Raw genomic sequence first — 15,072 nt, forward strand, 5'->3', positions numbered from 1 at the left:
GGGGCCTATTTTCGGGGCGCGCCGGTCAGGCAACGGGCCAGAGTCACGCCCATCCCTAGTGTCTAAGGGATGCAAGCCCGAGTCACTGCCATTCTTGTCGCCCACAACGGGGCCGACCGGCTTCCGCGCACCCTGGATGCGCTGAGAGGCCAGACCCGGCAGCCCGATTCTCTGGTGGTCGTGGATGTCGCATCGAACGACGACTCGGCAGCCCTGCTCACGGCGATGCAGCCGAACGGCTTCCTCTCCTCCTCCACCCGCCTGTCCTTCGGAACCGCCATTTCGCATGCGCTCGGCGTGGTCAGCCCGCCGCAGTCGGAAGACGAGTGGCTCTGGCTGCTCGCACACGACAGTGCTCCCGCTCCGGATGCCCTCGCCGCCCTTCTGGGGGCGGTCGAGGTGAATCCCTCCGTCGCCGCGGCGGGCCCGAAGCAGATGGAGTGGGACAACCCCTCGTTCATTGCCGGGTTCGGTGAGTCCATCACCCGCTACGGTGCCAGCGTGCAACTCGTCGAACGCGAACTCGACCAGGGCCAGCACGACCGGATGAGCGACGTTCTCGGCGTCGGAGCCGCCGGTCTGCTGGTGCGGCACAGTGTCTGGAACGAGCTCGGCGGGTTCGACCCTGCACTGCCGACCGCCGACAACGCCCTCGACTTCTCGATCCGCGTGCGTCTCGCGGGTCACCGCGTGATCACGGTGCCCGACGCGCGCGTCTCGACGAGCGGCGACGGTTACAGCGGTCCCGGAACCTCCGCCAGGGGTGGTGAGCGCCGTCACCGCCAGGCCGTCCGCCGCGCGGCCCAGCTGCACCGCCGGCTCGTCTATGCACCGGCGTTCGCGGTGCTGTTCCACTGGCTGAGCCTCGTGCCGCTCGCCGTGGCCCGCACGTTCTTCCAGGTGCTCCGCAAGCAACCGGGTGCGGTCGCCGGTGAGTTCGCAGCGGCCTTCCGCACAGCGTTCAGCGGCCGGGTCGGTGAAGCCCGGCGCAGGATCCGTTCCACCCGCAAGGTGGGCTGGAGTGCCATCAACCCCCTGCGGATCGCCAGCGCCGAAGTGCGCCGTCGCAACGCGCTCCTGCGGGAACTCGCGCTCTCTCGAGCGCGGGGTGCCCGCGGTGCCCACGAGGAGCTCCAGTTCTTCACCGGCGGCGGCGCCGCGATCGTGGTCGCAGCCGCGGTTGTCAGTGCCGTGCTGTTCTTCCCGCTGTTCCGGGCGCAGGCGCTCGTCGGCGGGGCGTTCCTGCCGCTCTCCGGCACCCCCGGCGGGCTCTGGGCGAACATCGGCTACGGCTGGCGTGATCTCGGCCTCGGCTTCGTGGGAGCATCCGATCCCCTTACCTACCTCCTCTCGATCTTCGGGTCGATCACGTTCTGGTCGCCCTCGATCGCCCTGGTCGTGCTGTATGTCCTCGCACTGCCCCTGGCCGCGTTGGCGGCATGGTTCTGCGCGGCGAAACTGACCACCCGGCAGGGCCTCCGGGTGTTCGCGGCGATCCTCTGGACCATCGCACCGCCCTTCCTCGCCTCACTCGACGCCGGTGCGCTCGGCGCGATCCTTGCCCATCTGCTTCTGCCCTGGCTGATTCTGGCCGCACTCTCGGCAGCCCGTTCCTGGTCGGCGTCGGCGATCGCCTCGCTCCTCTTCGCGGCGACCGTGGCCGCGGCGCCGTCGCTCTGGCCCGCGCTCCTCGTTCTCTGGCTCGGTGCGGTGCTGTTCTCGCGGCGCGCCGTCGCGCGGTACATCGGCATCCCGATCCCGGCCCTCGTGCTCGTGGTTCCGCTGGCCGCCGAGCAGTTCATGCGCGGTACGCCCCTCGCCTTCTTCGCGGATCCCGGCACCCCGGCGGCCCACGGATCGGTGAGCCTCCTCGACCTGTTGATCGGCCTGCCGGAGTCCGGCATCGGCGGTTGGTCGGACATCGGATCGACCGTGGGCATCGATGCCCCGACCGTCGAACTCGTGGCCGCCATCCTGTTGCTCCCGCTCGCGCTGATCGCTCTCGTCGCCCTCTTCCTGCCGCGACCCGGGCGTGCGGTCGTCGGCGTGGCGATCGCGATCGTCGGATTCGCGACCGCATTCGCGTCGACGCTGATCACGGTGGCGTCGAACGGCCAGGATTCCATCTCGGTCTGGCCCGCCCCCGGGCAGAGCCTCTACTGGCTCGGAATCGTCGGCGCCGCCGTGGCCGGGCTCTCGACGTTCACGCGCCTCGCGAGCATCCCCTCCGTCATCGCCGCCTTGGCCATCGCGGTGCTCGCGGTGCCTCTCGCCACCTCGATGCTCTTCGGTACGAGTTCGGTGCGGGCCTCGACGGGTGACGCCCTGCCGGCCTTCGTGACGGCGGAGGCGGCGGGCAATCTCCGCGTGGGCACGCTCGTGCTCACCCCGCTCGCCTCGGGAGCCCTGGCCGCGGCCGTCGTGCACGGAAGAGGTTCGACGCTCGACGCACAGTCGACGCTCGACTCCACGCGCACCGGCCTGAGCGCCAGCGAATCGCAGCTCGCCGATCTCGTCGGCAACCTCGCCTCGCGAAGCGGCACCGACGCCAGCGTCGAACTCGCCCGCCTCGGGGTCGAGTTCATCGTGCTGTCGCCGGCCACAGGCACCGTCTCCGCAGACGGCGCGGCGGCATCCCCGACCGCGGATGCCGCGGCTGTCGTCGTGCGTGCCGCGAGCTCCTTCGACGCCAACGCCTCACTCACCCCGATCGGGCAGACCTTCGCCGGTGAACTCTGGCAGATCACCGGCACCCCTGGGTTCTCAGCCCTGCCGGCCCCGGAGCCCACGAACACCGGCACCTCAACGGGGCTCCTGATCCTGATCGTGCAGGCGATCGTCTTCGGCCTGGTGCTGCTGTTGGCACTGCCCGCGGGGCGCCTCGAGGCCCACGGCCCGCGCGCCGTCACGGCGGTCGACGATGTGCCCGAACCGGTGTTCATCGACGAGGAGGAGCTCGGGCGGGTCGAAGCCGAGCGGGCCGAAGCCGAGCGGGCCGAAGCCGAGCGGGTCCGGCGCGACGACGAGCTCGTGCTGGCGTCGGGACAGGCCGCACCGGATGAGTCGGCCGCCGCTTCATCGCCCGCCGCATCCTCGACCGCCGCACCGTCCGCGGTTCCGCCGCCGCCGTCCTCGCCGTCCAGCCCCTCAACTTCTTCGGAGGTGAACCGTGGCGAGTAAGTCGTCCGTCATCCGCACCGGTCTCCGGATCGTGACCAGCGTCATCGTCGTCGCGGCCGGCGTCGCTGCCGTCACCGCGGCGGCCACCGTGCCGTGGCCCTCGGTGAGCACCGGCGTTCCGAGCGTCACCGTCACCCCTGTGGCATCCGACCAGACACGCGCCTGCCCGGGCCCCTTCGTGACCGTGCCGACCGACGCCGGGGGCGGCTCGTCGAGCCTTGCGTCCCCAGGCGGCGGCTTCGCGATCTGGACCGGCAGCTCCCCGTCCGGTACCTCCGTCACCACCACCGACCTGGCCGCGCCTGACTCGCCCGGTTCCGACGCGAAGCCGCAGAAGCTGACCGCACCGGGCGGCGACGGCATCCTGATCGCAGGCAGCCAGTCCGAGCAGCAGTTCACCGGCGGCGACCTCATCGGGCTCGCCACCTCGGCGTGCGCGGAACCGGTGGCCGACAGCTGGCTCGCCGCAGGATCCACGACCACGGGACGCTCGAGCGTGATCGTGCTCAGCAACCCCACGGATGTCGCGGCCACCGTGAACCTCGCGATCTTCAGCGAGGCGGGCCCCGTGCCCGCCCCTGGCGCGAGCGGCATCGTCGTTCCCGCGAACACGCAGAAGTCGCTCACGCTCGCCGGTCTCGCACCCGATGCCCTCTCCCCGGTCATCCACGTGACTGCCACCGGCGGACAGGTCTACGCCACGCTGCAGCAGAGCATCGTGCGGAGCCTCGACCCGGGCGGAGTGGATGTCGCAGGCCCAACCGAGGCCCCGTCGACCAGCCACACCATCGCCGGCATGCAGATCGTCAGCACGAGCGCCATCGCTGAGCGTGCAGCCGACCCGGCCTCGAGCGACCTGCCGGCGGCCCTCCGGGTCTATGTTCCGGGCTCCGCGGGCGCTGCCGTCGCGGTGACCTTCAAGAGCGAGACGCTCGGCGTGCCCGACGTCACGGCGAGCTACAGCGCCCTTGCCGGGGTCGTCACCGACTTCCCCTTCCCATCGCTGCCCGACGACACCTACAGCGTCACCGTGACCTCCGACCAGCCGGTCGTGGTCGGGTCCCGTTCGTCGGTCGTCAGCGGCGGAACCGACTTCGCCTGGTACCCGGCCAGCCCGGCGATCGGCGGCACCTTTCTCTTCGCCACGACCGTGGGGCCGAACCCGCTCCTCATGCTCGCCAACTCGCAGGGCACCGACGCCGCGGTGACCCTCACCCCCGCCGGCGGCGCTCCGGTCACCGCCACGGTGTCGGGCAACTCGGCCTCGGGCATCCCGCTCCAGACGTCGACCACGTACACCGTGACGACCAGCGCTCCGCTCTCGGCCGGTGTCGGCTACCTCGGTGACGGGCTGATCTCGGCCTGCACGATCAGCCCGCCGAGCCCGCTGGCGTCACCGGTCACGGTGTACCCCGGCGGCTGAGCCCGTTCGCTGCCCCAGCCGTTCGGGGGTGGTCCACGCCGTCTCGGCCGCCAGCTCTAGAAGTGCCGGTACCTGTCGGGTGCCAGGTCCCACGGGTCTTTGCCGAGCAGCTCGGCCACGGCCCGGAACACGCAGCTCTCGATCACCATCCGTTTGTGCAGCTCGTCGTCGCGGTGGAGCTTCGACATGCGCTGGATCGGCAGGCGGAACAGGATGATGCGCCGCCCGATCACACTCCATCGGGCCACGGGCGCGCCCTCGGCGGGCATCCCGAGCGGAATCGCGCCGATCTCGAACCGCACATCGGCGAGCTCATCGGGCCAGACGCCCTTGAGGTAGTCGGCCGTGGAGGCGACCGTCATCTCGAACAGGTCGATGCGGGTGCGGAGCGGGGGAAGGTGCGGGCCGGTGACAGACGAGCGCAGGGTTCGGCCGTGGCGGTTGCGGAACCGTGCCGAGGAGGTCTTCGCTGAACCGGAGCGCCGTGAACGAGGCATGCACCAAGCTTACGGCGCGGCACCCGGGGGCCGGGGCATCCGGCGACGTACTCTGGCAGAGATGAACACCAGAACCTGCTCGCGTGCGGCGTGTGAGAGTGAACCCGTCTCGACTCTGACCTACGTCTATGCCGACTCGATGGCGGTGCTCGGCCCCCTGAGCCTCGAACACGAGCCGGGCAGCTACGACCTCTGCGTGCGGCACACCCGATCCATGTCCGCGCCGAAAGGCTGGCAGGTCGTGCGGTACGTCTCGGTGGGCAACGAGTCCTGAGCAGAGGGCCCGCCCTGCGGGCGGCGCCGCAGAATCTCGAGCGTGACGTTCGACGTAGGCTACGAGTCCTGAGCACAGGGCCCGCCCTGCGGGCGCCGCAGAACCTCGGGCGCGACGTTCGGCGTAGGCTCAGCGACATCCAGTGCGCAAGCCCCGCGCGGATCGGGCAGCCCACAGGGTTGCGCGCGATAATGGGAGTATGACTTCTGCTCCCACCGTTGCGCCTGGTGCGCCCGTCGCCGCTTCGCCCGCCGTCACCGCACTTCCGTTCAAGGTTCGCGACCTCACGCTCGCCGAGTCCGGCCGCCACCAGATCCGCCTCGCCGAGAACGAGATGCCCGGGCTGATGGCGCTCCGTTCGGAGTTCGCCGAAGCCCAGCCGCTCGCCGGCGCGCGCATCATGGGGTCGCTTCACATGACCGTGCAGACCGCCGTTCTGATCGAGACCCTCGTCGACCTGGGTGCGCAGGTGCGCTGGGTGAGCTGCAACATCTTCTCGACGCAGGATGAAGCGGCCGCCGCCATCGTCGTCGGGCGCACGGGCACGCCCGATGCGCCCGCCGGCGTGCCGGTCTTCGCGTGGAAGGGCGAGACCCTCGAGGAGTACTGGTGGTGCACCGACCAGGCCTTCGACTGGAGTGCCGAAGCCGCCGCTCTCGGCGCTTCGTTCACCGGCCCCAACATGATCCTCGACGATGGCGGTGACGCGACGATGCTCGTGCACAAGGGTCGCGAGTTCGAGCTGGCGGGCGCGGTTCCGGATGCTCAGCCGACCGACTCGTACGAATACACTGTCGTGCTCGACCTCCTGCGCCGCTCGCTCGCCACGTCGACCGACCGTTGGGGCACGATCGCCGACGAGATCGGCGGAGTCACCGAGGAGACCACCACCGGTGTGCACCGCCTCTACGAGCTGGCCGCTGCCGGTGAACTCCGCTTCCCAGCCATCAACGTGAACGACTCGGTCACGAAGTCGAAGTTCGACAACAAGTACGGCATCCGCCACTCCCTGCCGGACGGACTCAACCGTGCCACCGACGTGCTGATCGGCGGCAAGGTCGTCTTCGTCGTCGGCTACGGCGACGTCGGCAAGGGTGCGGCCGAGGCCCTCAAGGGCCAGGGTGCGCGCGTGATCGTCAGTGAGATCGACCCCATCAACGCCCTGCAGGCCGCGATGGACGGTTTCCAGGTCGCTCGCATCGAGACGGTTCTCGACCAGGTGGACATCTTCGTGACCACCACCGGCAACCAGCACGTCATCACCGTCGACCACATCCTCGGCATGAAGCATCTCGCGATCGTCTCGAACGTCGGCCACTTCGACGACGAGATCGACATCGCGGGCCTCGAGCGCGTCGCTGGCGCCGAGAAGGTCGAGATCAAGCCGCAGGTGCACGAGTGGCGCCTGCCGAACGGCCGCTCGGTGCTCGTTCTGTCGGAGGGTCGTCTGATGAACCTCGGCAACGCCACCGGCCACCCCAGCTTCGTCATGAGCAACTCGTTCACGAACCAGGTGCTGGCGCAGATCGAGTTGTTCGTTCGCCCCGAGAACTACCCCGTCGGCGTCTACGTGCTGCCGAAGATCCTCGACGAGAAGGTCGCGCGCCTGCACCTCGACGCCCTCGGCGTGGAGCTCACCGAACTCACCCCCGCGCAGGCCGCCTACATCGGTGTGCCCGTCGACGGCCCCTACAAAGTGGACCACTACCGCTACTGACCCCTGGCGGGTAACGCGACGCTCGCGCGCCGCGCGACCTGCCTCAATTCAGGAGGAGCGGGGAGCTACGCAGCCACCGTCGATGGCAGCTCGTATGGCCTGAATACGTGCTCGGTGTCGACCGACCGGTTCGGGATCAGCGGTCGGGGAACCCATGCGGCCGGCCCGTCAGGGCCGGCGCGAGCCGCTCGAGCCGCGACGCCTCCAGCGCGAGACCGCTCGCCTCGCGCTCCCGACGGAGTGCCGCCATGCCGAGCAGCAGCACCTCGGGCGGCACAGGGGGCACGGGGGAGACGAACGGGGCCGCCTCGGCGGCAAGAGCCGCAGCGTGGCGGGAACGAGCATCCGGAACCATGCGCGGCGACTCCGCGAGGAACTGCGCGATGCGCCGGGAGAGCCGGTCGGGGAGGCGCGCGACGTCGGCGACGGCCGCCCACGCGACGAGCCCGGGCGGCAGCGGCTGTGCGTGCGACACGAGGTGCGGCACCCGCTCGTGCTGGCTGTAGGTTCCGGCGAGCAGGTCCCCGAGCCGTTTCGCGCGCGGGTTCAGCAGCGAGACCAGGATGGCGAGGCCGCCGAACGTGCCGTAGATCTCGAGCACGCCGGTGAGCGAGCGGATGAGGGCGTGCCGGAGCGAGATGGATCCGCCGTCGTCCCGCACCACCCGCGCACCGATCGCCAGCTTTCCGACCGAACGGCCGTGCGTCAGCGTCTCGACGACGGTCGGCACCACCACGACCGCGAAGACGACGCTCGACAGGATGATCGCCTGCGAGATCGCGTCATCCGCCCCCGTCGCCGCCTGCCAGATGCTCGTGAGCAGACCCGCCAGCAGAACCAGCAGCACCGAGAGCAGCACATCGATCATGGTGCCGGCGGCCCGCAGGATGAAGCTCGCGGGGCGCACGTCGAGCGCAACGGCCTCGCCGGTGACGAGTACCTCGTCGTCGTAGTCGAGCGAGTTCGCCCAGGCGACGGGGCGGAGGATCGGCGCTGCCATGGCTATCATCTAAGCAGATGGACCTCGACGCCTACGCTGCCGCCCATCGAGCCGACTGGGATCGCCTCGATGACCTCGGGCGACGCCGCGCGTACTCGGGGGCCGAGGCCGACGAGCTGATCGAGCGTTACCAGTCCGGTGCGACCGACCTGTCCGCTCTCAAGACGGCCGCCGGATCCACCGTCGCGGGCGACCGGCTCTCGGTCTCGCTCTCCCGGGCGCGGCTCCGTTTCACCGCGTCGAGTGGCAACGCCCTCAGGCAGCTGCCGGCGTTCTTCGCCCTGCAGCTGCCCGCCGCGCTCTACCGGCTGCGCTGGATCGTACTCGCCGTCGCCCTCGTGACCATCGTCGTCAGCTCTCTCTACGCGATCTGGGCGCTCAACGACCCGCGGGTGCTGGCGAACTTCGGCAGTGATGCCGACCTGCGGAAGGTGGCGGAGCAGGACTTCGTCGGCTACTACTCCGAGAACCCGTCCGCCTCGTTCACCGGCCAGGTCTGGACCAACAATGCCTGGCTCGCCGCCCAGTGCGTGGCGTTCGGCATCATCGGCGTCTACGTTCCCTACCTGTTGCTGCAGAACGCCCTGAACCTCGGGGTCAATGCCGCGGTGCTGTTCCACTTCGGGCATGCCGACGTGTTCTTCCAGTACATCCTGCCGCACGGGATGCTCGAACTCACGGCGATCTTCGTGGCTGCCGCGGCGGGCCTCCGCATCTTCTGGGCCTGGATCGCGCCGGGCGCCCGCACCCGCGGAGAGGCGCTCGCCGCCGACGGCCGCGCCCTGTTCACGGTCGCGATCGGGCTCGTGTTCGTGCTGCTCGTCTCCGGCATCATCGAGGGTTTCGTGACGCCGTCGCCGCTGCCGTGGCCGATCAAGCTGGCGATTGGCGCAGTGGCGCTCGCGGCCTTCCTCTTCTACATGATCTGGGTCGGCGGGCGCGCCCACCGCGGAGGCGAGACCGGCGACCTCGAGGAGTTCGACAGGGGCGCCCAGCGCCTCGTCGCAACCTGACCGTCTCGCCCCCCGCGCCCCGTGCCCCCGTGCCCCGTGCCCCCCTCCGCGTCGGCGCGGATTCCGCGCCGAGAGGACGCAAAATGCTGGAATGAACCGCCGAAGCCGCACTTTGCGTCCTCTCGACGCACCGTGAGGCGCAGGCGGGGCGAGGCGGGGCGGGGCGAGGCGGGGAACGGAAGGAGCGGGCCGAGAGGGGAGGGAGCAGGATGAGGGGCAGCGCGGGCGTCAGAGCCGCCCGGCGGCCTTCAGCGCGAGGTACCGGTCGGCGACCGCCGCCGGGAGGTCGGCGGGCGAGCCCGTCACCACCTCCGCACCCTGTTGGCGGGCCGCGGCCGACACCCGCGCGATATCCAGAAGCGCGCGCTCCGCGGACGCAGCCGTATACGTCTGCTCGAGGTCTGCTCGCTGGCCCACCCGTTCGAACGTGCCATGGTCGGTGACCGACGCGACCAGCACGGTGTGCCGCTGGGTCAGCTGCGGCAGCACGGAGAGGAGGCCCCGGGAGGATCCGGGCGTCTCGAGCGAGGTCAGCAGCACCACGAGGGCGCGCTGGTTCGTGATCTCGCGCACACGCGCCGGAACCGCCGACCAGTCTGTCTCGAGCAACTCGGGGTCGACAGAGGCGAGGGCATCGACCATCCGCGAGAGGAGCTCCGCCCCCGTCTGGCCCTGCACGCGGGCACGCACCCGGCGATCCCACGCGATGACGTCGATGCGGTCCCCGGCGCGGCTCGCCAATGCCGCCAGCAGCAGCGCGGCCTCGAAGGCCGTGTCGAGCCTCGGTTCGTCATCGATCCGCGCGGCACTCGTCCGCCCGGAGTCGATCACGATCACCACCCGACGGTCACGTTCGGGTCGCCAGGTGCGCACCACGAGTTCGTCGCGGCGGGCCGTCGCGCGCCAGTCGATGGAACGTACATCGTCGCCCCGCACGTACTCCCGCAGCGAGTCGAATTCGGTTCCCTGCCCCCTGATCATCACGCTGGTGCGGCCGTCCAGCTCCCTCAGCCGGGCGAGGCGGCTGGGCAGGTGTCGCCGGGAATGGAACGGCGGCAGAACGCGGATCCGCCCCGGGGCGGTGACATTCGCCTGCCGCGCCCAGAGCCCGAGCGGACCGAACGAACGGATGGCCACCTCCTCGACGCGGCGTTCACCCCGTCGGAACGGGCGGAGCTCAGCGCTCACCATCCGCCGCTCACCGGCCGGAAGGTGCACGGCGAACCGTGTCGTCACCGCGCCGGCCGAGGGCTGCCAGGCGTCGCGCACGGTTCCGCGGAGGGCACGCCGACCGCCGTTCGTGAGGTAGAGGTCGCTCCTCGCCGGTTGCCCGAGCCGCACCCGCAGGGGCAGATCGCGTTCGATGCTCACGCGCCGCGGGGAGCCCGCGAGCAGCAGATCGACGATGCCGAGCAGCACCGCAAGTGCGAGCCATCCGCCGAGCGCCTCGAACGCGAGCCCGTAGGCCTGCCCGAGCAGCACGACCGGCACGGCGCCGAGCGCGAGCAGCAGCACGAACCGCCCCGAGACGGCCATCAGCGACACCCGCCCCTCAGACCGAGCACATGCCGGCTGTGCTGCCGGGCATCCACCGCACCAGCGTCCTTCATCAGATCGGCACCTGCACCTGCGACAGAACACCGCGGAGGATCGTGTCGACCGACACCCCCTCGAGCTCCGCCTCCGGTCGCAACTGGATGCGGTGCCGGAACACCGGCAGCACCATCGCCTGCACGTGGTCGGGAGTGATCGACGAGAAACCGTTCAGCCAGGCCCACGCCTTCGCGGAGGCGAGCAGCGCCGTGCTTCCGCGCGGGCTCACGCCGAGCTTCACTGACGGGCTCTGCCGTGTGGCGCGGGCGAGGTCCACGGTGTAGGCGAGCACATCGGGCGCCGCACCGACCCTGGCGGCCGCCGCCTGCGCCTGGTGCAGCTGTGCCGCACCGAGCACGGGGCGGACGCCCGCGGCGGCAAGGTCCCGCGGGTTGAAGCCAGCCGCGTGCCGGGCCAGCACCTGGATCTCGACGTCGCGTTCGGGGATCTCGAGCGTGAGTTTCAGCAAAAACCGGTCGAGCTGAGCCTCGGGCAGCATGTAGGTTCCCTCGTACTCGATCGGGTTCATCGTCGCCGCCACCAGGAACGGGTCGGGCAGCGGGCGAGACATTCCGTCGACACTGACCTGGCGTTCCTCCATCGCCTCCAGCAGGGCCGACTGCGTCTTCGGGGGTGTGCGGTTGATCTCGTCGGCGAGCAGGATGTTCGTGAAGACCGGCCCGTCCCGAAACTGGAATTCGCCCGAACGCGCGTCGTACACGAGCGAACCGGTGACGTCGCCCGGCATCAGGTCGGGCGTGAACTGCACCCGTTTCGTGTCGAGGCTGAGCGCAGCCGAGAGCGAGCGCACGAGCAGCGTCTTCGCGACACCCGGCACACCTTCGAGAAGCACGTGCCCCCGCGCGAGCAGCGCGATGAGCAGCCCGGTGACCGCGCCGTCCTGCCCCACGACGGCTTTTCCGACCTCGGTGCGCACCCGGAGGAGCGCCTGCCGGAGTTCGTCGTCGGATGCCCGGGGTGCCGCGCTCGGCGCCGGATCGGTGTTCGCTGCTGGTGTCTGGTTCGGCGGGATGTCGCTCATGACCGGCTTCCTGTGGGAGGTGAGGGGGGAGAAGGTGGGGAGGGGGGAGCGGGTGGGGAGGCTGGCGGTGCGGAGCGGGGCGTGCGCCCGACAGCGACTTGTACGCGGCGTTCGACCATCGACAGCTGGTGCGAGAGGTCGAGCAGCTCGGCGTCGGTTCGCGGGAGCCGGTTCACGAGAATTCCGGCCAGGTCGCCAGGCAGCAGTCCGGTCGCGGCCGCGACGGCGTCCACGACCTCGGGCAGCGCGGCGGAACGGGGGAGTCCGAGCAGCCCGGAGAGCCTCGTCACGGTGCCGATCCGCAGAGCATCCAGAGCCCGGGTTCGCGCGTTCGAGCGCGCATAGAGCCGTGCCCGGCCCATGACGGTCTCAGAGCCGCGCACGATCACCGGCAGGTTCTCGACCACCACGGGCCCGAGCCTGCGGCCCCGCCAGAGCGCCGCGGCCAGGAACACCACGACCAGGAGCAGAACGAGCGGGGTGACCCAGCCGGGCGTCAGGGCGCCGAGGCTCGGGGGGCCTGTCTGGGGAAGGTCGGCCGCAGAGGGCAGGTACCAGATGAGGTGGTCGGTGCCGCCGAGGAGGCCCAGCGCCAGGCTCGCGTTGCCGGCCTCGAGGGTGTGTTCGTTCGTCAGGACTCCGGATGCCCCGAGCACTGTCACGACGGAGTCACCCCGTTGCTCCTGTACAAGTGAGAAGCCGCCGTCACCGGCCGGGAAGCATTCGGCACCGGCACCGGATTCGCTGCTGCCGGCGTCAGCGCTGCCGGATCCTCCCTCGAACCGGTATCCGCTCCCCGACGTCGAGATCGTGCCTGCGCGTTCGGCCACGGGCAGTGCGCAGTCGGCGTCAGCGACGGAGGGAGTACCGACCACACCAGTCACCGAGACGCCGGGCGCGAGGGCGTCGAGCGTGAAGATGTCCGGTTGGACGAGCACGATCCGGCCACCGAGCGCGGCGAGGTCTGCCGCGCGGTCCACGGGCAGGAAGCTGTTCGGGTCGTAGATGAGCACAGTCGGGTCGCCGCCCGCACCGCCCGCGCTGCCCGCACCGCCCGCACCGCCCGCACCGTCCGCGCCGCCGCCCGCGCGGGCGTCGGCCACCGCGCGCACCGCCGCATCGAGCGTGTCCGCCGTCGTCACCGTCACACCCTGCTGGCCGAGCACCTCGGCGACCGCCTTCGAGCCGGTCGGAGCTGCGCTCGTCGTCGACAGGTCGGAGCCGCCCTCCGCGCCGGAGACACCGCGGATGAGCAGCAGCACCAGGCTCGCGATCACGATGAAGACGCCGGCACCCAGCCAGAACGACCATCGCCGGAAGAAGACTCGCACAGTGGGCGTCGATGACGGCGACGGGCCGGGCGTCACCGACGACGGCGGGGCGGTCGCAGCCGCCTTCAGCACGGTCACCGGGCGCCGATCCGCTCGCGCCCAGCCGGAACCGCATCCCGCAGCGTCGCCTCGAGTGCGACCAGCTGCTCGTACGATTCCCGGGTTCCGGATGTCCCCAGGTACCGCACCTCGTCGAACACTCTCGCAGCCGACGCCAGCCGCCTCGCTTCGCCCGGGTACGACGCGGCCGCGCGCGCGGCGACGTCCTGCGCCGTGCTGCCCGGATCGATGCGGATGACCGTGCGTTCCGCCTGTCGCCGGGCAAGGGAACGGTAGAGCTCCTCGATCGCCGTGCGATAGTCGCCCGACCGGGCCGCTCTCACCGCGGACGCCCGCAACTCGGCCGAGCTCCGCCGGTCATCCGACCCGAACAGGGAACGCAACTCCACGGGGGCCGAGCGGTTCCGCCGGGGACGCCCGAAGATGATGAAGGCCACCACGATGAGCGCGACCAGAACGATTGTCGCGAGCACCGGGAGGATGCCGCCGAAGTCGCCGCCCGACGGCAGCACCAGGCTGTTGAGCCAGTGCTCCACCGCCGATGCGGCCTGGTCGAGCCAGGTGGGTTTCGCGGACTGGTATTCGGGCTTGGCGAGCTCCCCCTGGAGGAGCTGGCGGGCATCCGGAGCCGACGGATCGACCGGTACGTCGCCGAGAAGGAACACGACGGGGCCGCCCTCAGGCCCGCCCGGCAACCCGGAACAGATCCTCGTCAGCGCCTCGGTGACCGCTCTCCCGGGCCTCGACGAACCGGATCAGTTCGAGATCGAGCCCCTCCTTGCGGATGCGGAGGTCGACGTAGATGACCGACACTGTCGCCGCCTGGACCACGGAGCTGATCGCGCCGAACACGAGCTGGACGACGCCGATCACCAGGTAGAGCCCGCCGATCAGCAGCACGTCGGACGGGAAGCCCGAACCATCCGTGCCGTTCGGTGCGAGCACTCCGACGCCGAGCCCGAAGATCAGGCTGATCGGCTGAACGACCACCTGCGACGCCACAGACACGATCGCGCCGACGAGCCACTCGGTGCCGAGCGTCCGCCAGAAGAAGCGGTCGGTCAGCCGCCACGACCGGGCGATCGCCCCGCGAACCCCGGCCCGTTCGAGCACGATGATGCAGGGCACGAGCGACAGCTTCGTCGTGAGCCAGGCTGCCAGCACCGCGATGGCGAGGAAGGCGAGGATGCCGAACACCACCGCCAGCACGGCCCCGACCGTGCCGAGGAACGTGAGCAGCACGATCACGCCGACCACGGCGCCCAGAACGATGACCACCACGGCGGCCTGCAGAAGCGTCCAGAGGGCGAGCGGCCAGATGCGGCGCGCGGCGGCTCGCCAGAGTTCGCCCAGCCGGCGCTTCTCGCCGAGGATCTCCCGCGACACTTCGATGACCAGGATGCTCTGCAGCAGGGCGCTCGTGATCAGGGCGACGGCCAGCGGAATCAGGGTGCTCAGCAGCACGATCGCCGTCGACCCGGCCTGGATGGAGTCGTAGTCGGCCGCCGACGCGGAATCCACCCGCGTGAAGGCGAGCAGCACGGCGCCACCCACGATCAGCGCGGTGACGAGACCGATCGTGAACTGGATGATCAGGGCGCTGCCGAGCGTCGCCCGAGGGTTTCGGCGGAGCACCTGGAACGGCGCACCGAGCAGGGTGCCGAAGCTGAGGGGTCGGAGCGGCACGAGCCCCGGCTTCGGCGGCGGCGCCCACTGCTGCTGCCCCGGCTGCCCCGGGTACTGCTGCTGCCCCGGGTGCTGCCCCGGCAGGGGCTGCGGAGGGTACGGCAGGGGGGACTGTCGACTGACAGTCGGAGGCGCTTCGACAGGCGGAACCCCCGCCGCCCGTCCATCGTTGTTGTCGCTCACCGGTCAATGCTCGCACACCGCACAGCGAGCATCCCGGTCGGAAAGGGCGCCCGAGGGCCCCGGCGGGGCCCGC

12 protein-coding genes are annotated in these 15,072 nt (G+C 70.7%); 5 read left to right on the forward strand and 7 right to left on the reverse strand.

What is annotated here, in order from left to right; all coding sequences use genetic code 11:
• Positions 1 to 69 precede the first annotated feature (69 nt).
• Together B7R22_RS03530 and B7R22_RS03535 are read left to right on the forward strand one after the other, a co-directional pair.
• A complete protein-coding gene (locus B7R22_RS03530) occupies positions 70 to 3,180 on the forward strand; it encodes a glycosyltransferase family 2 protein (RefSeq protein ID WP_116410419.1) in 3,111 nt (1,036 codons plus the stop codon).
• A complete protein-coding gene (locus B7R22_RS03535; RefSeq protein ID WP_116410420.1) occupies positions 3,170 to 4,603 on the forward strand; it encodes a DUF5719 family protein in 1,434 nt (477 codons plus the stop codon). Before B7R22_RS03530 ends, B7R22_RS03535 begins: the two co-directional genes overlap by 11 nt.
• A gap of 56 nt (positions 4,604 to 4,659) precedes the next feature.
• Here the strand turns inward: B7R22_RS03535 and B7R22_RS03540 are convergent, their stop codons facing one another.
• Positions 4,660 to 5,100: a metallopeptidase family protein gene (locus B7R22_RS03540; protein WP_116410421.1), complete on the reverse strand. Its 441-nt coding sequence runs from the start codon at positions 5,098 to 5,100 to the stop codon at positions 4,660 to 4,662.
• Between the two features lie 61 nt (positions 5,101 to 5,161).
• Between B7R22_RS03540 and B7R22_RS03545 the strand changes: the two genes are divergently transcribed.
• Together B7R22_RS03545 and ahcY are read left to right on the forward strand one after the other, a co-directional pair.
• Complete coding sequence (locus B7R22_RS03545; protein ID WP_116410422.1) at positions 5,162 to 5,374, forward strand: DUF3499 family protein; 213 nt, start codon at positions 5,162 to 5,164, stop codon at positions 5,372 to 5,374.
• Between the two features lie 199 nt (positions 5,375 to 5,573).
• Positions 5,574 to 7,091: an adenosylhomocysteinase gene (gene ahcY / locus B7R22_RS03550; protein WP_116410423.1), complete on the forward strand. Its 1,518-nt coding sequence runs from the start codon at positions 5,574 to 5,576 to the stop codon at positions 7,089 to 7,091.
• A 136-nt stretch (positions 7,092 to 7,227) separates the two neighbouring features.
• On the opposite strand, the gene B7R22_RS03555 is transcribed toward ahcY, so the two are convergent.
• Positions 7,228 to 8,091 carry an RDD family protein gene (locus B7R22_RS03555; protein WP_116410424.1) on the reverse strand — a complete coding sequence of 288 codons (864 nt, stop codon included), beginning with the start codon at positions 8,089 to 8,091 and terminating at the stop codon, positions 7,228 to 7,230.
• A 17-nt stretch (positions 8,092 to 8,108) separates the two neighbouring features.
• Here B7R22_RS03555 and B7R22_RS03560 point away from each other — a divergent pair, with 17 nt between their 5' ends.
• Complete coding sequence (locus tag B7R22_RS03560) at positions 8,109 to 9,104, forward strand: stage II sporulation protein M (RefSeq protein ID WP_116410425.1); 996 nt, start codon at positions 8,109 to 8,111, stop codon at positions 9,102 to 9,104.
• A gap of 228 nt (positions 9,105 to 9,332) precedes the next feature.
• Here B7R22_RS03560 and B7R22_RS03565 read toward each other — a convergent pair whose 3' ends face one another.
• From B7R22_RS03565 to B7R22_RS19060, 5 genes are all read right to left on the reverse strand, one after another.
• Positions 9,333 to 10,640, reverse strand: a complete 1,308-nt coding sequence (locus tag B7R22_RS03565) for a DUF58 domain-containing protein (protein ID WP_116410558.1) — start codon at positions 10,638 to 10,640, stop codon at positions 9,333 to 9,335.
• A gap of 73 nt (positions 10,641 to 10,713) precedes the next feature.
• Positions 10,714 to 11,739, reverse strand: coding sequence for an AAA family ATPase (locus tag B7R22_RS03570; RefSeq protein WP_116410426.1), 1,026 nt, complete (start codon positions 11,737 to 11,739; stop codon positions 10,714 to 10,716).
• A complete protein-coding gene (locus B7R22_RS03575) occupies positions 11,736 to 13,148 on the reverse strand; it encodes a DUF4350 domain-containing protein (RefSeq protein ID WP_116410427.1) in 1,413 nt (470 codons plus the stop codon). The genes B7R22_RS03570 and B7R22_RS03575 overlap by 4 nt, the downstream gene beginning before the upstream one ends.
• Positions 13,145 to 13,825: a DUF4129 domain-containing protein gene (locus tag B7R22_RS03580; protein ID WP_253258857.1), complete on the reverse strand. Its 681-nt coding sequence runs from the start codon at positions 13,823 to 13,825 to the stop codon at positions 13,145 to 13,147. The genes B7R22_RS03575 and B7R22_RS03580 overlap by 4 nt, the downstream gene beginning before the upstream one ends.
• On the reverse strand, positions 13,809 to 14,999 hold the full coding sequence (locus B7R22_RS19060) for a hypothetical protein (RefSeq protein ID WP_172582185.1): 1,191 nt from the start codon (positions 14,997 to 14,999) through the stop codon (positions 13,809 to 13,811). The genes B7R22_RS03580 and B7R22_RS19060 overlap by 17 nt, the downstream gene beginning before the upstream one ends.
• Between the last annotated feature and the right edge of the window lie 73 nt (positions 15,000 to 15,072).

This window comes from Subtercola boreus (assembly GCF_003399635.1).
In the GTDB taxonomy this organism is placed as follows: domain Bacteria; phylum Actinomycetota; class Actinomycetes; order Actinomycetales; family Microbacteriaceae; genus Subtercola; species Subtercola boreus_B.